This window comes from Bacillus sp. UNC437CL72CviS29, from assembly GCF_000482345.1.
In the GTDB taxonomy this organism is placed as follows: Bacteria; Bacillota; Bacilli; order Bacillales; family Bacillaceae_G; genus Bacillus_A; species Bacillus_A arachidis.
On sequence record NZ_AXVB01000003.1, the window covers coordinates 508,291 to 525,090 of the forward strand.

The following is a 16,800-nucleotide window of genomic DNA, read 5'->3' on the forward strand; positions in this document are numbered from 1 at the left end:
TATTTTTGATTCAAAATAGTATATGAGTATTGAGGAAGAAGTGTGAAAAAAACAAAAAAGCAGCTAGCAAAGGCTAACTGCTCGGCTCCAATGGGGGAATGGAGAAAGATTATATCTACAGTATTTGCGGAATATTGAGTTTTATTCAGGGAGGAAGAGAGAAAGTTATGTTACATATTTGATGAAGAATTCTTTTATTAATAGTAACGTTCCCAAAAGAAACAAGATTTCAATCGTGAACCAGAACATACTTTTTTGTGGATTTTTAAATTCCATCATTACGGAGAAAAATAAATAACTTGCAATGAGCATGATAATAAAGAGACGGATTATATCAGACATTTATAGCACTCCTTACAATTAACCACTTGTTACGTCTTCTCATTACTATTGTTACAGCAAAATAGAAAACAATCAGGGCCACTGCTGTAATAGCAAAATATTTAACATAGGGGCCAGCTACTTCGTTTATATTCTCCCACTTTTCTACAAGCTTCCAACCTAGATATACAAATAAGGCCGACCAAGGAATAATTGCAAGCGTAGTAAGCGTAATAAATCTAAAAACACAATAACAAGGAATGTGAACAAGCATATATTCATACAATTGTATGGATAGTTCGTTTTCAATATGTTATCCCATAATTTTTCAAGAGAAAGCACTTAATTTTTGGGAGTGCTCTCTTTCACATTTTAAGAAGGACAAGCATATATTGGAGTATGGGACAAGATCTCCAAGGTCCTATTCAATACTCATTGAAAACTCCTACACATTTGGGCATCTACTGACGTGGATGCTCTTTTTATTGAACAAAATGGGCGCATACTCTATCGTAAATTCTTGTGGATGTTAGGGCGCGGCGGTGATAAAAACGGTCTAATGTCCGTTATTATCCACTTTTTAATCAGTGAATTGCATGGTATTCCAGAATATAATACTTCTGTTGTTGCAAACAGTGAAGAGCAAGCAGAAACAAGCTCTGATGAAGTAAAGAAAACTGTTCGCAGACATGAAATTTTGAAAAAAAGCTTTTAAAGCAACTGAAACACAAACGACTTCGAAGGCTACTGGAAGTATAGTGAAGTTTAGAACATCAAACGGAGATACGAAAGATAGTCTTCGTGATGGTGAGGTTCTGATGTGCGCTTACGTGAATTTTCTACAACGAACTCAAAAGTAGTAGGTGTACTAGAACAAAAAGATTACGAGATTGATGGTCGTGAAGGTGATTGGGTTCATGTAAAAGATCGCGGATGGATTTATTTTGGTAAGTATATTCGTTGGGTTAGATAATACAAGATCTATCCTTAATTTAGGGTGTTTTTTAGATACTACTAACAATGGTACATTATATCAACCTCACATGTATAGGTTATACAAGTATGAGTTGTTATTAAGAATCACTTTTTTGTTCTAAACATATAGTTTATAGAAGTAATCTTTATGTACAAGGGGTGGGTAGATTGGATAGAAAAGTAAGAAAAAATGATTTTGTTTCCGGATTTGTACCACATCATAACCATGGATCTGTTGATTATACATCCGTGGCAGATGGTCATGTACATCAATGTTTGGATGTAACATCACCACCAATTCCGACGCAAGAGGGAGGACATATTCACTATACAGAAGGATATGTTCTATTTGAGGATGGGCACACCCATTATTATAAGGCATACTCAGGACCAGCCATTCCTGTTGGAAATGGAATGCATGTTCATTATTATGATTTTTACACGACTGAAGATGATGGGCATAAACACCATGTTAAAGGAGTGGATCAACCTGCTCCAGGGAATAAATAAAAATTATAATACAGCAATTACTATCCAAAAAGGGCATTAGAGATGTCCTTTACTTAAAAATCCTAAAGATAAATAAAACACAGGGAGGATTAAAATCCCCCCTGTTGTAAAATCAGACTATCCTCTTAATACTCTAAATGCTGCTCTTATTTTTCTAGCAAATTCTAATGGTGGTTCAATAGATTCAAAGTGCATATACATTGCCCGTGGTTCGTCAAATAACCAGTGATTATGAATCGCTGTAACTATAATATCTCTTTTTCTAAGTTCAGTTAATAACGGGTTAATTTCTTCTTGTAAAAGCACAGTTTCTCCTAAATTTAACGCATTACCTCTACTATCCAGATCTTCAAATGAAAAAAATTGAGGGTTTACAAGTGGAGACCTTGTTCTACGTCCAAGAATCGTAAATCTAATATTACGAAACTTTTGTACCAAACATACTCCCTCCGGAGTGACTGATCCCTCTCCACCTAAGATTCTCGCAAATTCATTACATAATTGACTGCTAGATGAACATCTAGATTCGCATGAATGATAATCATCTGAATACATAAAATCCCTTCTTTCCATATATACGTAGTGTTAGGGACAAGCAATTCCCTATAATAAAATATTCATACTATACGGAAAAGGTTTGGACTATTTATTTACTACTAATGAGATTAAATACTATAATCCTTACATAATTATTTATTAATACTTATATTTTCATATTCGGACTAAAGAAAATCCTTGTTTTTTACCCTTTTTTTAGGTTCTGTCCTTCGCTTTTTATTTGAATATCTCTAATTGTTTTATTTATATTTAAATAGAACACTAAATAAGAACTGTCTGTGCTAATTGTTCCATACGTTGCAATAGGATCATAACTCATGAAAAGACCTCCTTGAAATAACACCTAAATCATACCAATCTCATGCAACAACTGTAAATATTACATTCCCATAAATCCGTGATTAAGGAGTTGCAGAAACTTATTTTTAAAACTCCAATCAAGTTGAACTCTTCGTTGTTAGACAAAAATAAAAATCACCTCATTTGAAGTGATTTTTATTATGATAACACTCTACTCTGACAGGTTTTGTTACTAAATTTATCTCCCAACCTTTTCGATCGTTACATCCATTTTACATTCCTCTGATTCCTTTAATGCATTTTTTAGTAAATCTAAAAAAGAGGTTCCTTGAATAGTATGATAGTTTGCTAAGTTAGTTATTTTAGCAGGAATTTTATCTCCATAAGGTGGTTTTTTTGTTATATCTTCAAAATCCCATATTACCTCTGATGGAGGGATTTTGCTCAATTTTTCTCTAATTTCTTCCACGTTTTTTAATGCCGCAGACACATCCTGCCATTTTAATCTTTCAAAATATAAATCCTGCATTAATAAAGGGTATTTAGTTCCCCAACCATCAGGCTCACAGTGGTATGACACTGTTGAGAAAAAACTGTGTAGAAAGTCAGGGTGTCCTGCTTCATAAAAAAACATATCTACAGAAAATCCTACTGCCATTTTTATCAGTCCTCTTTTATAATTTTTATTTCAGGTAATGCATTAGCTTTTTTACTTATTTCTGTTCTAATTTCTTTCAAAATTTCATTAGAAACAGTTTGTCCTCTTATTGTGGAGGTAATTTTTCGTAAAAAAAGACGCAATCAAAAGAGAACACCTCGGATGAGTAACAATGAACGCATTTTAACTATATCACAAGATATTACCTTTAACTGCCAATTTACATATGATAACAAAATAGTTAATAGGAGATGTAATCGATGTTAACAAATCTGTTTCATGTATTATCAAAGTACCAGCAGAATCAAAAGAATACACATTTTTATTCCACAAGGATTCAACTTTTATGGGGTCGGTATTTTTATTAGAAGATGAGAGGCAGTGTAGTTTGATGAATGAGGAGATAGTTACTAAAACAGGTGCAATTACATCGGAGCAACTCAAGAGGGACTTTTTTGGAGATTTAAAAGGTTGGGTATGGATTACGGTTGATGACGTGGGTTTATATAGAAGAAAGCGACAGATCAAGAGGTAGCTATGTATTGTTATGTAAAAGAAAATTTAGCTGATAAAGTGAAAGTCCCTCTCGAGTGAGGGGGACTTTTGTTTTTAGATTATGATTAGTTGTTAATCGAATATAATTCAATTTAATTTAATACGACAAGTATTAACTAAATTTTTTTGATTGTTTTAATTCTATTTTTATTTATAACTTCTATCTACAGCTTTCATCAGTTCCCAATCATTTCTTAATTCTTTTTTCTTTGTGTGTATTTCATTAATACCGTGGTTCAATTCTTTACGTAAGGTCCCTAAATCTTCCGTCGCTTTTTTTCCCGCACCATTTTGTGACCAACCAGCTTGTACGAGGTTATAAATGTCGTTGATACGCTCTTGATTTTCATTTATATATGTGATTAATTTGTTTAAGCTTTCAAAAGCGTCTTCTATATGTTCTTCGTTAAAGTACATTTGTCTCATTTTTTTATCCACCCAAATCCTTGGAAATTTTCGTCCGCATTTTTATATTCGTCCGCCTTTTTCTTAATAAACTCTGCAACTTCTTGAGACTTTAAAGCATATACTCGGCTAGTCTGATCTAAAAGGTGATAAAGTTCATTTATTCTATTTTCCATACGCTGACTCTTTGTTGATTTTAGAGACTGTTTTACTTCGTCAATTACCCGTGGGATATGGTTTCGGAAGGCTTCTGCGCTCTGTTTCATTTCGTTTGCTGACTTCTCTAGATATTCCATGATAACTTTTACCTCCCCGACACCATTAATAGAATATCTCGGAGATTGATAAATTTCTTTTCCTGTACTAGCATCTATCAATTTATTATCTATATTTCCGAATTTGTCATAATGATAATTGCCTAATCCATGAAAATCTTTATCTTTTGAGACAGAGTCGCTGAATCTATCAATCATATGAAAACCATAGTCATCTGTAGCTGTTTTAAAATCCGAATCAATCATATATGTATCGCCAATATGATTTTTATCTTCCCATAGAAAACCACCAGAAATAGAATCCTTAGGGTTAATGTAATTCGTTATTTTTCCTTTGTATTCTCCTGAGTCCACCTTTTCTTGAATTTCTTTTGGTAACATATCATAAACACCGGGAGCAGAATAAGTTATTGCAGGCACATCGCACATCGCTGCAGCATATTGAGCATTTGCACCACCTAACGAATGACCTGTGACTGTTATCGTAGCTTCACCGCCATATTCCTTTTTTACTATTTCTAAGAGAGACGTTGCTTGCGTAAATTGATTTGGTGCTACTACTTGAGTTTTATCAGATGGATCTATTTTCTCCCCATCTTGTAAAGGTTTGTCACCTTTGAATATATACTTAAAATCTGTCAAATAATCTGGTCCTGCTCTGTCTATTGATTTACCACCCTCTGTACCTCTATAGGATACAACAACTTCTTTAGTTTGCTTATTGTAAAAAACTGTTGCATCAAACCCAGTTACAGGGTCATGTAATGTTGCGCCTTCGGGATGGATTGGTATCCACTTTTCATCTCCTCTCCCATCGTTAGCAACTATCACTCTCTCTTTTTGATATGCTGCGTCAGACAAACTATTATAGGTTTTATCTGAGATCCTATTCCTCATAATATTCCCCCTTTTCTAAATATTACTATTATAATTATAATAGTAATGGAGGTGATAATAAATGAAAAAAATCTTATTAATTACATTTTTGTTAATTTTAGGGATTAGCTCATGCGCCGTCTATAAATTTTATAAAGTGACACATCCCTATAGTGAGCAAGAAGAAAACGAGATTAAAGAAAAAGCATCGAAAGCAACTGTCGAGTATTTTAAAACAAAGAAAAATTGGGATATTACCGTGACAAAAGTAGAATTTTCAGCGGATATTACTAGTAGCTCGATTACTGTTGATGGCTATGTGACTGACGACAAAAAGAAAGAAGTATATGCAAGTGTAGACTATAGAAATGATTATGAAGTTAAATACGCGAGTGATTAATTACTCTAAATGAAAATTATTTTTACTACATAATACTTAATTATAATTAAAAAACAATCTATTTATTAATATAAAAATATCGAAATTCAGATGAAGATAAACTATGTTTTTTTATCATCACCTGAGTTGCATCACTTTACAATTGGAAGGCACATACAATTCCTTTATTCTAATTACTTTTATATTAATTAGGGTAGTATAGAGGAGATAATAAATGAAAAAAGTCCTATTCGTTATATTTTTGTTAATTTTAGGAATGGGATCGTGTACTGTTTATCAATTTTATACAGTAACACATCCCTATAGTGAGCAAGAAGAAAACGAGATGAAAGAAAAAGCATCAAAAGCGGCTATTGAATATTATAAAAAAGAGAGGAACTGGGATATCACGGTAACAAAAATGGAATTTTCAACGGATATAAATAGAAGTTGGATTTATGTTTATGGTTATGTATCTGGGGATAAAAAGAAAGAAGTGTTTGCTCGAGTAGAATATCGTAATGATTATGAAATAGATAGTACGAGTAATTAAACTTTCTAATCAAGAATTACTTTTTCTGTTTAATAATTAATATATTTCTATATGAGTGTACAATTAGTGACGCTCATATGAAAATAACAGTTTTTTTAGTTTCATGTTAGATGTCTATTATATTTATTTCTTAATTTAGTAATACTCAATTCTGCTACATCTCTCCGTAATTTTATAGATTTGGTAATATAAGTTATAATGAGAAACAGGGGGATTATAATTCGGAATTCGCTTAAAATTATAACAATTGTCGAAATTATTCTTATCAGTGTTGCAGCCTGTACTGTTATTAAATTAAGACCGATTATAAGCCCTATAACATCTATGTCCCCTGAAGAAAGGCAAAAAATAAAAGACAAAGCTGAACATGCTACTATTGATTATTTTAAAAAAGAAAAAAATGTTGATGTTATTGTTACAGACATGGAATTTTCAGGAGAGTTAGGTGGAGGTACAATTTTTGTTAATGGACATTATTCTAATGATGAAACCAAAACATTTGCTGTTACTGTTTACTGGAAAGATGATTATAGAGTCCAAGAATAGTAATGCAGAAAAAAAGAGACCTAGATTAAGGATGGCACTGGAAAAGTGATTGCTTTGAAAAAATAATGTGCATTTTCTCGATATGTTGAAAAAGAAAGGGGTTTGTCACCTGTATATAGAAGGTGATGGAGTCCTTTTTCAGGGACCTCAGATTAATAGGGCTCTTTTATATTTTTCTTCTTTATAATGGATTAAGGGTGATAAACGAATGAAAAAGGTAATAATCGTTATTGTTTTGGTAGTTTTTGGTATAGGGGCGTATCTTGCGGTTCAATATAACAAAGCGTTACATCCTTACACCGCACAGGAAGAAAAGGAAATGAAAGAAAAATCTTCACAAGCTGCTGTTGAATATTTTAAAAAAGAAAAAAATTGGGATATTAAAGTTACTAAAGTTGAATTTTCTGGATCTTTGGGAGGTGGTTCTATTTTTGTACATGGATATGTTAAGGAAAATCGAGAAAAGGTATCTGCAACAATAAAGTATAATAAAAATTACGAAGTATCTGGAGTAACTGTAAGCGAAAAACTACATAATATGGAAAGTGGAAAAGAGTGAAAATTTCATTAATTACATATAATTTGTGATTTTGGTAAATATCATCAAGCAAAAAAGTTAACTGAAATTAGTTAGCTTTTTTGCTTAGCTCTATATGTTGTGCTAGACAACTCTTTATAGGTTTTATCTGAGATTATATCCCCTATAACGTCCCTTTATTTCTGAATATTTAATATTATAATGGTAATGGGGGTAATAATAAATGAAGAAAATCCTATTAATTACATTTTTTTTGATTTTAGGAATGGGATCGTGCGCCGTCTATAAATTTTATAAAGTTACACATCCCTATAGTGAGCAAGAAGAAAGCGAGATTAAAGAAAAAGCTTCAAGAGCAGCTGTCGAACATTTTAAGAAAGAGAGAAATTTGAATATTACAGTGACGAAAGTAGAATTTTCAGCAGATATTTCTAGAGGCTGGATTGATGTTTATGGTTATGTAACTGAAGACAAGAAGAAAAAAGTATATGCAAATGTGGAATATAAAAATGATTATAAAGTTGAAGGTTCGGTTGATTAATTATTTTAAATAAATATTTTTTAATACATTATGTTTATTTAGAATTAACAGCACTGCTTTATTAAGATGAGAATATCGAAACTCAGATGAAGAAAAAATTTATTTGTTATCATCACTTTACAATTGGAAGGCACATACAATTCCTTTATTCTAATTACTTTTACGTTAATTAGGATAGTATAGAGGTGATAATAAATGAAAAAAATACTATTAATTACGTTTTTGTTGATTTTAGGGATTGGGTCGTGTACTATTTATGAATTTTATAAAGCTACACACCCCTATAGTGAAAAAGAAGAGAAAGAGATAAAAGAAAAAGCATCGGAAGCAGCTATTGAATATTTTAAAACAAAGAAGAATTGGGATATTGTAGTTATAAAAGTGGAATTTTCTAACGATATCTCTGGAAGCTGGATTGATGTTGACGGTTATGTATCTGGAGATAAAAAGAAAGAAGTGTCTGCTAATGTAGAATATAAAAATGATTATAAAGTTACAAGTGTTAGTTATTAAACTTTGTAATCAAGAATTACTTTTTCTGTTTTCTATTTAATAATAAATATATTGCTATTAGCGCAGTTTTTATGAAAGTGCATGACAATGATGCTTTTCATGAGCTTTATTTTAGTTGTCTATTTTCTTTTTAATATGGCAATATTCAATTCTGCTACTTCTCTCCGTAATTTTATGGGTTTGGTAATATAAGTTTTAATAAGAAAGAGAGAGGAATTACAATTCGAAATTCGCTTAAGATTATAATAATTATTGGAGTTATTCTTATTGGTATGGTCTCTTGTACAGTTATAAAATTCATAGATGCAGTGAATCCTGTATGGGCGATGTCGTCTCAAGAACAACAAGAAATTAAAGATAAAGCTAAAAAAGCTACAATTGAATATTTTAAGAAAGAAAAAAATGTGGATGTTACTATAACAGATGTAGAATTTTCAGGTGAAATGGGAGGCCTAAAGGTTTTTGTTGATGGATACATCTCTAATGATAAAAATAAGGGTTTTTCTGTTGTAGTATCTTCTCATAGAGATTATAAAGTAAGCGAACTCTTTGTAGAATAATAAAGAGGCCTAGATTAATAGGGCTCTTTTTTTACTTTCCTTCTTTATAATAGATTAGGGGTGATAAACGAATGAAAAAGGTAATAATCGTTATTGTTTTGGTGTTTTTTGGTATGGGGGCGTATCTTGCGGTTCAATATAACAAAGCGATACATCCTTACACCGAACAGGAAGAAAAGGAAATGAAAGAAAAATCTTCACAAGCTGCTGTTGAATATTTTAAAAAAGAAAAAAATTGGGATATTAGAGTTACTAAAGTTGAGTTTTCTGGGTCTTTGGGAGGTAGTTCTATTTTTGTATATGGATATGTTAAGGAAAATGGAGAAGAGGTATCTGCAACAGTAGCTTATAATTATAATTACGAAGTATCTGGAGTGACTATAAGCAAAAAACTACATGAGATAGAAAGTGGAAAAGAGTGAGGAATTTATAGATTACATATAATTTGTGATTTTGCTTAGCTCTATAGTTGCGCTAGACAACTCTTTATAGGTTGTATCTGAGATTTCATTCCCTATAATGCTCCCTTTATTTCTGAATATTTAATATTATAATAGTAATGGGGTAATAATAAATGAAAAAAATACTATTAATTTCATTTTTGTTAATTTTAGGTATTGGTTCGTGTACTATTTATGAATTTTATAAAGCAACGCACCCCTATAGTGAAAAAGAAGAGACAGAGATAAAAGAAAAAGCATCGAAAGCAGCTATTGAATACTTTAAGGTAAAGGAGAATTTGGATATCGTAGTGACCAAAGTGGAATTTTCTAACGATATCTCTGGAAGCTGGATTAATGTTGACGGTTATGATAAAAAGAAAGAGGTGTCTGCAAACGTAGACTATAAAAATGATTATAATGTTACAAGTTATAATTATTAAACGTTTTAACGTTGTACATATATAATAGAAGTAAATAAAAAATATTTCTTTTTGTCATCACCATGTTGGCGTCAATCTTATGCGTTTAATGGCGACAAAACATATTTATTTTGTGCCATTTGGGCAAGATGCACCAGAGAAAAAACCAAACTCAATGGTAGCCCGTATGGAACTTCTTGAAGATACAATTGTAGAAGCGATAGAAGGGAAGCAAATACAACCTGTTGTTGTAGAAAAATTCAGATATATGAATTAAAAAACGAAAAAAAACGGACATTTTTTTATGAAACCATCATTCTTATCGCAGAATATGATAAAATTAACGTTATTAAGATTAGAAGGGGTATTTTATACTCCTTCTAATTCTAAGTATAGAAGGATTGGTATCTAGAAAGGGGCATAGTGATGGAAAAGCAAAAAACTTTTCATGTCGCTGTAGTTGGAGCAACCGGCGCAGTTGGTGAACAAATGTTAAATACTTTAGAGAAACGAGAATTTCCAATTGGGAAATTAACGTTACTTTCATCTAAACGTTCTGCAGGCAAGAAGCTTGTATTTAAAGGAGAAGAATTCATAGTACAAGAAGCAACTCCTGAAAGCTTTGAAGGAGTCGATATTGCACTCTTTAGTGCAGGCGGATCTGTATCGAAACAATTAGCACCAGAAGCAGCAAAACGTGGTGCGATTGTTGTTGACAATACAAGTGCATTCCGTATGACAGAAAATGTACCACTTGTTGTACCAGAAGTGAATGAAAATGACTTAAAAGAACATAGTGGTATCATTGCAAATCCAAACTGTTCTACAATTCAAATGGTAGTTGCTCTTGAACCAATTCGTCAACAGTTTGGTTTAAAACGAGTAATTGTTTCCACATATCAAGCTGTGTCTGGTGCTGGAGCTGCTGCAATTGAGGAGCTTCATGAACAATCACAAGCAATCTTAAATGGGGAAGAAGTAAAAGCAAGTGTTTTACCTGTATCAGGTGATAAAAAACATTACCAAATTGCTTTTAATGCTATTCCACAAATTGATAAGTTTCAAGATAATGGATTTACATTTGAAGAGATGAAAATGATTAATGAAACGAAAAAAATTATGCATATGCCTGAGTTAGAAGTAGCAGCAACATGTGTACGTTTACCTGTTGTATCAGGTCATTCTGAGTCTGTTTACATTGAATTAGAAAAAGAAGGTGTAACAGTAGAAGATATGAAAAACCTACTTGCAAATGCAGAAGGAGTAGTACTGCAAGATAATCCAGCAGAACAGTTCTACCCAATGCCATCTACTGCAGTAGGTAAAAACGAAGTGTTCGTTGGGCGTATTCGTAAAGATTTAAATAATGAAAAAGGATTCCATCTTTGGGTCGTATCTGATAACTTATTAAAAGGTGCTGCATGGAACTCTGTTCAAATTGCAGAACGATTAGTAAAATTACAATTAGTGTAAACGGCTAAGAGAAGGTGCAAAGAAAATGAAAATTATTGTTCAAAAATTTGGTGGTACATCTGTACGTGACGAAAATGGACGTAAGCATGCACTTCACCATGTTAAAAAATCATTAGATGCTGGTTATAAAGTAGTTACAGTTGTATCAGCTATGGGACGTAAAGGTGAACCATATGCAACGGATACATTATTAAGTCTTGTAAATCAAAATGAATTTAGTATTTCAAAACGTGAGCAGGATTTATTACTATCATGCGGAGAATTAATCTCGGCAATCGTTTTCTCAAATATGTTAAATGAAAACGGAATAAAAGCAGCAGCACTGAATGGTGCACAAGCTGGTTTTGTGACAAATGATGATTTTACGAACGCAAAGATTGTTGAAATGAATTGTGATCGTATACATGAAGAGTTACAAAACGTAGATGTTATTGTTGTTACTGGATTTCAAGGCCAAACGAAAGATGGCGATATAACAACACTTGGACGCGGTGGTAGTGATACTTCAGCTTCGGCACTAGGTGTTGCGCTTCATGCTGAATATATCGATATTTTTACTGATGTAGAAGGTGTGATGACTGCTGATCCCCGTATAGTAAAGGACGCGCGTCATCTTCAAAACGTGACGTACAATGAAATTTGCAACATGGCTTATCAAGGTGCGAAGGTTGTTCATCCGCGTGCAGTTGAAATTGCAATGCATGCAAAGGTGCCACTTCGTGTACGCTCTACGTACTCTGATAGTGAAGGGACACTTATTGCTGCATATGCCGGTGCTACAAAAGGCCGTGATATAGAGGAACGTCCAGTTACAGGAATTGCCCATGTATCAAATGTGACGCAAATTAAAGTAGTTGCGAAAGACGGATCGTACGATTTGCAAAAGCATGTTTTCAAAGAAATGGCAAATGAAGGAATTAGTGTAGACTTAATTAACATTTCGCCTACAGGCGTGGCATACACAATAAGTGATAATGTATCTGGGCGTGCTGTTGAAGTTCTTCATAAGCTTGGATATGATCCAATCGTGACGGAGCACTGTGCAAAGGTATCTATTGTAGGAGCTGGAATGGCAGGTATTCCAGGGGTTACTGCTAAAATCGTTACAGCTTTAGCAGAAAAAGGTGTTCAAATTTTACAATCAGCTGATAGTCATACGACAATTTGGGTGCTTGTAAAAGAAGTAGATTTAGTGGAAGCTGTGAATGCATTGCATACTGCGTTTGAGCTTTCAAAAGAAAAGCAACTGGAACAGTAAGGAGTGAGACCATGATAGATTTTGGGACAATTGCAACAGCGATGGTAACACCGTTTGATAAAAATGGAAACGTCGATTTTGCGAAGACAACTAAATTGGTAAATTATTTAATTGATAACGGTACAACAGCAATTGTGGTAGGAGGAACGACTGGAGAGTCTCCTACATTGTCATCAGAAGAAAAAGTAGCGTTATATCGCCATGTCGTATCTGTTGTCGATAAAAGGGTGCCCGTAATCGCTGGAACAGGAAGCAATAATACGCATGCTTCTATCGAGTTAACGAAAAAAGCAACAGAAGTTGGTGTCGATGCAATTATGTTAGTGGCACCGTATTATAATAAGCCGAGTCAAGAAGGAATGTATCTGCATTTTAAAACAATTGCTGAAAGTACAGAACTTCCGGTTATGCTATATAATGTTCCAGGACGATCTATTGTACAAATCTCCGTTGATACAGTTGTTCGTTTATCAGAAATACCAAACATCGTAGCGATTAAAGATGCTGGTGGCGATGTGTTAACAATGACAGAAATTATTGAAAAAACAGCGGACGACTTTGCTGTATACAGCGGTGATGATGGTTTAACGTTACCAGCTATGGCGGTTGGGGCTAAAGGTATTGTTTCTGTTGCCTCTCATGTGATTGGAAATGAAATGCAAGAAATGATTGCGGCATTCCAAGTAGGAGATTTCAAAAAAGCACAGAAATTGCATCAATTGCTTGTTAAAGTAACGAATGCATTGTTTATGGCACCAAGCCCAACACCAGTAAAAACAGCGTTACAAATGGTTGGATTAGACGTAGGATCTGTGCGTTTACCACTTATTCCATTAACAGAAGAAGAACGACTAACATTACATGATGTAATGCAATCGATTCCTCGTTAATAAAAATGACCTAGTGTAAAAACTAGGTCATTTTTATTTTGAAAGAAATTTTTTACAGGTATTCTCCTTGAAATTTATATACTTCATCCTTCTTTCTCACGATTTAACTTGTGTTCTATTTCTTGTATCAGTTATAATATGGCTAAGTAGCTTAGTACGGGTATGCTTAGCAAAATTGGAAAAAATTATGGTTTAACGGAATTTTCATATCATATCGCATAAGATATTTGATTTATATAATGAAAGAGAGGTGAAACCTGGTTTAAAAAACGAACGAGAACATGATATCGCATAACGGTAAGGACATTCGTCTTGGACGGTGAATATATGGTGGTTGTAGAGTTTCCCTGGTGTCTCTACAATTTTAGTGAAATCAGTGTTTGTAAGATTTTTAAACCAGGCAACAACATGAAGAGAAAAGAGAATGATTCTGTAAAAGTATTTGCTCTCGGTGGAGTAGGTGAAATCGGGAAGAATATGTATTGTGTGGAAATTGATTCCGAGATTTTTATTGTAGACGCAGGATTGATGTTCCCGGGAGACGAGATGTTTGGAATTGATATTGTTATCCCTGACATTACATATTTAGTAGAAAATCAAGAACGAGTAAAAGGTTTATTTATTACACATGGTCATGAAGATCACATTGGTGGAATTGTTTATGTACTGCGTAAACTTTCAATCCCAGTATATGCAACTAAGTTAACAGTAGGTTTAATACAAGAAAAACTTGGTGAAGCAGGAATGCTTGGTCGTGTAGATTTAAAAACAATTGATTCTAATTCAGAAGTAGAATTCAATACGACAACGGTTTCATTCTTTGGTACAACACATAGTATTCCAGATTCCGTTGGTGTTTGTTTCCATACATCAAAAGGTGCAATCGTATATACAGGAGATTTTAAATTTGACCAAACACCAATTGGTAACAGTGGAGCAGACCTTGGAAAGATGGCTCAAATCGGAAATGAAGGTGTTCTTTGTCTGTTATCAGATAGTACAAATGCTGAGCGTCCTGGTTATACAGGTTCTGAAAAAGAAGTTGGAATAGAGATTTCAAAAGTATTTTATGGTGCAGAAGGCCGTATCATCGTTGCTTCTTTCGCCTCTAATGTACATCGTATTCAACAAGTATTTGATGCGGCTGCTGAAACAGGACGTAAAGTAGCTGTTGTAGGCCGTAGTATGGTGAAAGTGGTGGATATCGCAAGACGTCTTGGATATTTAGATGTTCCAGATGGCATGGTTATTTCACTGCAAGAAGTGGATAATTTCCCAGAGAAGAAGGTAGCAATTTTAACAACTGGTAGCCAAGGGGAACCAATGGCAGCTCTTTCAAGAATGGCAAAGCAAGCACATAAACAAATTTCAATTCGTAAAGGTGATACAGTTATCATTGCTGCTTCTCCGATTCCGGGAAATGAAATATCAGTATCTAAAATTATTGATTTACTATTTAGAGCTGGTGCAGAGGTTGTCTACTATGGAGAAAGAAAAGTTCACGTTTCCGGTCATGGTAGTCAAGAAGAATTGAAATTGATGCTAAATTTAATGAAACCGAAGTATTTTATACCCGTACATGGTGAATTTCGTATGCAAAAGGCACATGCGTATTTGGCGGAAGATGTTGGTGTCTTGAAAGAAAATATTTTCATCGTAGAAAAAGGCGATGTAATTGTTTTTGAAGGCGAAGAGGCAAAGCCAGCTGGTAAAGTACAAGCGGGCAATGTTCTTATTGATGGATTAGGTGTAGGTGATGTCGGAAATATTGTCTTGCGTGATCGTAAGATGTTATCACAAGACGGAATTTTAGTTGTTGTTGTAACACTTGGGAAAGATGAGAAGAAAATCATCTCTGGACCAGAAATTATTTCACGTGGTTTTGTGTATGTTCGTGAATCTGAAGCGTTAATTGAAAAATCTACAGATATTGTACGTACAATTGTTGAACAATCCATTAAAGAATATTCCATTGAATGGTCTATGTTAAAGCAAAATATTCGCGAATTATTAGGACAGTTCCTATACGAGGAAACGAAGAGAAAACCGATGATTTTACCAATTATCATGGAAGTGTAAGAAAACCACCTTTACCGGTGGTTTTTTCTTTTGATCCCTATCGCATGAAATTTACAACTTAAGAAATAATAGTGGTATAAGAGTGAAAGGGGATGCGATATGACAGAACGTGATGGTTTAACAAATGAGGAAAAAGAAGCAGAGCCGAAAGAGGCATCAGTAATAGAGAAAATCCAACAACTCGGTCAAACGAACGTTCCGCAAATGAATGAATCACGTATTCACTGCTTAACGATTGTTGGACAAGTAGAAGGCCATATGCAGCTTCCGCCACAAAATAAAACGACGAAATATGAACATGTGATTCCACAAATTGTGGCAATTGAGCAGAATCCGAAAATTGAGGGATTACTTTTATTGCTAAATACTGTGGGCGGGGATGTTGAGGCTGGATTGGCAATCTCAGAAATGGTAGCTTCATTATCGAAGCCAACTGTATCTTTGGTTTTAGGTGGAGGGCACTCGATAGGTGTGCCAATTGCAGTCTCAACAGATTATTCATTTATTGCTGAAACTGCAACAATGACAATTCACCCAGTTCGTCTGACCGGTCTTGTTATTGGTGTGCCGCAAACATTTGAGTACTTGGATAAAATGCAAGAACGTGTGGTAAGATTTGTAACAAAACACTCAAAAGTGACGGAAGATCGTTTTAAAGAGCTTATGTTTGCTAAGGGAAATTTAACGCGCGATATTGGAACAAATGTAATCGGAATAGATGCAGTGAAGTATGGTCTTATAGATGATGTTGGTGGTATTGGAGATGCAATTCGAAAGTTGAATGAATTAATAGATATGCAAACAGGTGGAAATCAAGATGGGAAGTTGCTACAATGATTTTATATACAATTATGCCCGAGCAACTTATTTATGAGGCGGACTATTCGCAGTACAAACGACAAAAAATAGTGAATGTAAATGGAGTAGAGATGGTTGTATCGGAAGAGAATAATGAATATTATTCCGTTGTTCGTGTGTTAAGTACAAATCCATTCCACTACTTACAGTATGAACCAGGCCAGAAAATAACCTTTTAGCAAAAAGCAGGATTTTGTTAAGAAGCTATGGTATAATATAAAAAACAAGACGGTTGAGCAGCCATGATTAGGCTGCTTTCTTCTGTTTACGCGGCATTTTACACATCTTGTAAAATGCGGCGTAAATAGATTTAAAAA

24 protein-coding genes and 3 pseudogenes are annotated in these 16,800 nt (G+C 33.9%); 20 read left to right on the top strand and 7 right to left on the bottom strand.

Annotated elements, in window-relative coordinates; all coding sequences use genetic code 11:
* Positions 1–165: 165 nt before the first annotated feature.
* On the bottom strand, positions 166–342 hold the full coding sequence (locus tag M014_RS29505) for a hypothetical protein (RefSeq protein ID WP_176527642.1): 177 nt from the start codon (positions 340–342) through the stop codon (positions 166–168).
* A pseudogene (locus M014_RS29865) lies at positions 335–562 on the bottom strand (hypothetical protein); the annotation flags it as partial. The pseudogene M014_RS29865 and the gene M014_RS29505, both read right to left, overlap by 8 nt.
* 237 nt (positions 563–799) lie before the next feature.
* Here M014_RS29865 and M014_RS0102800 point away from each other — a divergent pair.
* The 3 genes and pseudogenes from M014_RS0102800 to M014_RS0102810 all read left to right on the top strand — a co-directional run.
* Positions 800–1,139: pseudogene (locus M014_RS0102800) on the top strand (terminase large subunit); the annotation flags it as partial.
* A 2-nt stretch (positions 1,140–1,141) separates the two neighbouring features.
* Positions 1,142–1,294, top strand: a complete 153-nt coding sequence (locus M014_RS29055) for a hypothetical protein (RefSeq protein WP_155924312.1) — start codon at positions 1,142–1,144, stop codon at positions 1,292–1,294.
* A gap of 170 nt (positions 1,295–1,464) precedes the next feature.
* A complete protein-coding gene (locus M014_RS0102810) occupies positions 1,465–1,806 on the top strand; it encodes a YmaF family protein (RefSeq protein WP_026590353.1) in 342 nt (113 codons plus the stop codon).
* 117 nt (positions 1,807–1,923) lie between these two features.
* Here the strand turns inward: M014_RS0102810 and M014_RS0102815 are convergent, their stop codons facing one another.
* The 3 genes from M014_RS0102815 to M014_RS0102825 all read right to left on the bottom strand — a co-directional run bounded on the left by M014_RS0102815 (position 1,924) and on the right by M014_RS0102825 (position 3,322).
* Positions 1,924–2,361, bottom strand: coding sequence for a DUF1259 domain-containing protein (locus M014_RS0102815; protein WP_026590354.1), 438 nt, complete (start codon positions 2,359–2,361; stop codon positions 1,924–1,926).
* 187 nt (positions 2,362–2,548) lie between these two features.
* The gene (locus tag M014_RS30290; protein WP_255259945.1) at positions 2,549–2,683 is read right to left on the bottom strand and encodes a hypothetical protein; all 135 of its coding nucleotides are present in this window, start codon (positions 2,681–2,683) and stop codon (positions 2,549–2,551) included.
* 219 nt (positions 2,684–2,902) lie between these two features.
* Complete coding sequence (locus M014_RS0102825; RefSeq protein ID WP_026590355.1) at positions 2,903–3,322, bottom strand: Imm70 family immunity protein; 420 nt, start codon at positions 3,320–3,322, stop codon at positions 2,903–2,905.
* A 346-nt stretch (positions 3,323–3,668) separates the two neighbouring features.
* On the opposite strand from M014_RS0102825, the gene M014_RS0102835 reads away from it, so the two are divergent.
* Positions 3,669–3,857, top strand: coding sequence for a hypothetical protein (locus M014_RS0102835; RefSeq protein WP_026590356.1), 189 nt, complete (start codon positions 3,669–3,671; stop codon positions 3,855–3,857).
* A 167-nt stretch (positions 3,858–4,024) separates the two neighbouring features.
* Here M014_RS0102835 and M014_RS0102840 read toward each other — a convergent pair whose 3' ends face one another.
* Positions 4,025–4,303: a hypothetical protein gene (locus M014_RS0102840; RefSeq protein ID WP_026590357.1), complete on the bottom strand. Its 279-nt coding sequence runs from the start codon at positions 4,301–4,303 to the stop codon at positions 4,025–4,027.
* Entirely contained in the window at positions 4,300–5,454 is a 1,155-nt protein-coding gene (locus tag M014_RS0102845; protein WP_026590358.1) for an Mbeg1-like protein, read from the bottom strand. Before M014_RS0102845 ends, M014_RS0102840 begins: the two co-directional genes overlap by 4 nt.
* Before the next feature lie 61 nt (positions 5,455–5,515).
* Here M014_RS0102845 and M014_RS0102850 point away from each other — a divergent pair, with 61 nt between their 5' ends.
* The 16 genes and pseudogenes from M014_RS0102850 (at position 5,516) to M014_RS0102925 (ending at position 16,662) form a co-directional block, all read left to right on the top strand.
* Positions 5,516–5,833: a hypothetical protein gene (locus M014_RS0102850; RefSeq protein WP_026590359.1), complete on the top strand. Its 318-nt coding sequence runs from the start codon at positions 5,516–5,518 to the stop codon at positions 5,831–5,833.
* 214 nt (positions 5,834–6,047) lie between these two features.
* Positions 6,048–6,365, top strand: coding sequence for a hypothetical protein (locus M014_RS0102855; RefSeq protein WP_026590360.1), 318 nt, complete (start codon positions 6,048–6,050; stop codon positions 6,363–6,365).
* A 198-nt stretch (positions 6,366–6,563) separates the two neighbouring features.
* Positions 6,564–6,911, top strand: a complete 348-nt coding sequence (locus M014_RS0102860; protein WP_231503889.1) for a hypothetical protein — start codon at positions 6,564–6,566, stop codon at positions 6,909–6,911.
* Between the two features lie 208 nt (positions 6,912–7,119).
* Positions 7,120–7,470 (top strand): hypothetical protein, encoded by a 351-nt coding sequence (locus M014_RS26330; protein ID WP_051588526.1) that lies wholly within the window; start codon positions 7,120–7,122, stop codon positions 7,468–7,470.
* 202 nt (positions 7,471–7,672) lie between these two features.
* Positions 7,673–7,990: a hypothetical protein gene (locus tag M014_RS0102870; RefSeq protein WP_026590362.1), complete on the top strand. Its 318-nt coding sequence runs from the start codon at positions 7,673–7,675 to the stop codon at positions 7,988–7,990.
* A 195-nt stretch (positions 7,991–8,185) separates the two neighbouring features.
* Positions 8,186–8,503, top strand: coding sequence for a hypothetical protein (locus M014_RS0102875; RefSeq protein ID WP_026590363.1), 318 nt, complete (start codon positions 8,186–8,188; stop codon positions 8,501–8,503).
* Positions 8,504–8,775: 272 nt separating this feature from the next.
* On the top strand, positions 8,776–9,063 hold the full coding sequence (locus tag M014_RS0102880; RefSeq protein ID WP_051588527.1) for a hypothetical protein: 288 nt from the start codon (positions 8,776–8,778) through the stop codon (positions 9,061–9,063).
* A gap of 71 nt (positions 9,064–9,134) precedes the next feature.
* Positions 9,135–9,485: a hypothetical protein gene (locus M014_RS26335; protein WP_051588528.1), complete on the top strand. Its 351-nt coding sequence runs from the start codon at positions 9,135–9,137 to the stop codon at positions 9,483–9,485.
* A 152-nt stretch (positions 9,486–9,637) separates the two neighbouring features.
* Positions 9,638–9,946: a hypothetical protein gene (locus M014_RS0102890; RefSeq protein WP_026590365.1), complete on the top strand. Its 309-nt coding sequence runs from the start codon at positions 9,638–9,640 to the stop codon at positions 9,944–9,946.
* Between the two features lie 67 nt (positions 9,947–10,013).
* Positions 10,014–10,202, top strand: a pseudogene (gene spoVFB, locus M014_RS0102895) (dipicolinate synthase subunit B); the annotation flags it as partial.
* 149 nt (positions 10,203–10,351) lie between these two features.
* On the top strand, positions 10,352–11,398 hold the full coding sequence (asd, locus tag M014_RS0102900) for an aspartate-semialdehyde dehydrogenase (RefSeq protein ID WP_026590367.1): 1,047 nt from the start codon (positions 10,352–10,354) through the stop codon (positions 11,396–11,398).
* 25 nt (positions 11,399–11,423) lie between these two features.
* Positions 11,424–12,656, top strand: a complete 1,233-nt coding sequence (gene dapG / locus M014_RS0102905; RefSeq protein WP_026590368.1) for an aspartate kinase — start codon at positions 11,424–11,426, stop codon at positions 12,654–12,656.
* 11 nt (positions 12,657–12,667) lie between these two features.
* Positions 12,668–13,546: a 4-hydroxy-tetrahydrodipicolinate synthase gene (gene dapA, locus M014_RS0102910; RefSeq protein WP_026590369.1), complete on the top strand. Its 879-nt coding sequence runs from the start codon at positions 12,668–12,670 to the stop codon at positions 13,544–13,546.
* 408 nt (positions 13,547–13,954) lie between these two features.
* Positions 13,955–15,625: a ribonuclease J gene (locus tag M014_RS0102915; protein ID WP_026590370.1), complete on the top strand. Its 1,671-nt coding sequence runs from the start codon at positions 13,955–13,957 to the stop codon at positions 15,623–15,625.
* Between the two features lie 99 nt (positions 15,626–15,724).
* On the top strand, positions 15,725–16,462 hold the full coding sequence (locus M014_RS0102920) for a ClpP family protease (RefSeq protein ID WP_026590371.1): 738 nt from the start codon (positions 15,725–15,727) through the stop codon (positions 16,460–16,462).
* Positions 16,459–16,662: a YlzJ-like family protein gene (locus M014_RS0102925; protein ID WP_026590372.1), complete on the top strand. Its 204-nt coding sequence runs from the start codon at positions 16,459–16,461 to the stop codon at positions 16,660–16,662. The genes M014_RS0102920 and M014_RS0102925 overlap by 4 nt, the downstream gene beginning before the upstream one ends.
* Positions 16,663–16,800 lie beyond the last annotated feature (138 nt).

Excerpts from the sequence above, each read along its gene's own strand:
- M014_RS29505 (WP_176527642.1), bottom strand. The coding sequence starts at position 342 with ATGTCTGATATAATCCGTCTCTTTATTATCATGCTCATTGCAAGTTAT.
- M014_RS0102815 (WP_026590354.1), bottom strand. The coding sequence starts at position 2,361 with ATGTATTCAGATGATTATCATTCATGCGAATCTAGATGTTCATCTAGC.
- M014_RS30290 (WP_255259945.1), bottom strand. The coding sequence starts at position 2,683 with ATGAGTTATGATCCTATTGCAACGTATGGAACAATTAGCACAGACAGT.
- M014_RS0102825 (WP_026590355.1), bottom strand. The coding sequence starts at position 3,322 with ATGGCAGTAGGATTTTCTGTAGATATGTTTTTTTATGAAGCAGGACAC.
- M014_RS0102835 (WP_026590356.1), top strand. The coding sequence starts at position 3,669 with ATGGGGTCGGTATTTTTATTAGAAGATGAGAGGCAGTGTAGTTTGATG.
- M014_RS0102840 (WP_026590357.1), bottom strand. The coding sequence starts at position 4,303 with ATGAGACAAATGTACTTTAACGAAGAACATATAGAAGACGCTTTTGAA.
- M014_RS0102845 (WP_026590358.1), bottom strand. The coding sequence starts at position 5,454 with ATGAGGAATAGGATCTCAGATAAAACCTATAATAGTTTGTCTGACGCA.
- M014_RS0102850 (WP_026590359.1), top strand. The coding sequence starts at position 5,516 with ATGAAAAAAATCTTATTAATTACATTTTTGTTAATTTTAGGGATTAGC.
- M014_RS0102855 (WP_026590360.1), top strand. The coding sequence starts at position 6,048 with ATGAAAAAAGTCCTATTCGTTATATTTTTGTTAATTTTAGGAATGGGA.
- M014_RS0102860 (WP_231503889.1), top strand. The coding sequence starts at position 6,564 with ATGAGAAACAGGGGGATTATAATTCGGAATTCGCTTAAAATTATAACA.
- M014_RS26330 (WP_051588526.1), top strand. The coding sequence starts at position 7,120 with ATGAAAAAGGTAATAATCGTTATTGTTTTGGTAGTTTTTGGTATAGGG.
- M014_RS0102870 (WP_026590362.1), top strand. The coding sequence starts at position 7,673 with ATGAAGAAAATCCTATTAATTACATTTTTTTTGATTTTAGGAATGGGA.
- M014_RS0102875 (WP_026590363.1), top strand. The coding sequence starts at position 8,186 with ATGAAAAAAATACTATTAATTACGTTTTTGTTGATTTTAGGGATTGGG.
- M014_RS0102880 (WP_051588527.1), top strand. The coding sequence starts at position 8,776 with ATGGTCTCTTGTACAGTTATAAAATTCATAGATGCAGTGAATCCTGTA.
- M014_RS26335 (WP_051588528.1), top strand. The coding sequence starts at position 9,135 with ATGAAAAAGGTAATAATCGTTATTGTTTTGGTGTTTTTTGGTATGGGG.
- M014_RS0102890 (WP_026590365.1), top strand. The coding sequence starts at position 9,638 with ATGAAAAAAATACTATTAATTTCATTTTTGTTAATTTTAGGTATTGGT.
- asd (WP_026590367.1), top strand. The coding sequence starts at position 10,352 with ATGGAAAAGCAAAAAACTTTTCATGTCGCTGTAGTTGGAGCAACCGGC.
- dapG (WP_026590368.1), top strand. The coding sequence starts at position 11,424 with ATGAAAATTATTGTTCAAAAATTTGGTGGTACATCTGTACGTGACGAA.
- dapA (WP_026590369.1), top strand. The coding sequence starts at position 12,668 with ATGATAGATTTTGGGACAATTGCAACAGCGATGGTAACACCGTTTGAT.
- M014_RS0102915 (WP_026590370.1), top strand. The coding sequence starts at position 13,955 with ATGAAGAGAAAAGAGAATGATTCTGTAAAAGTATTTGCTCTCGGTGGA.
- M014_RS0102920 (WP_026590371.1), top strand. The coding sequence starts at position 15,725 with ATGACAGAACGTGATGGTTTAACAAATGAGGAAAAAGAAGCAGAGCCG.
- M014_RS0102925 (WP_026590372.1), top strand. The coding sequence starts at position 16,459 with ATGATTTTATATACAATTATGCCCGAGCAACTTATTTATGAGGCGGAC.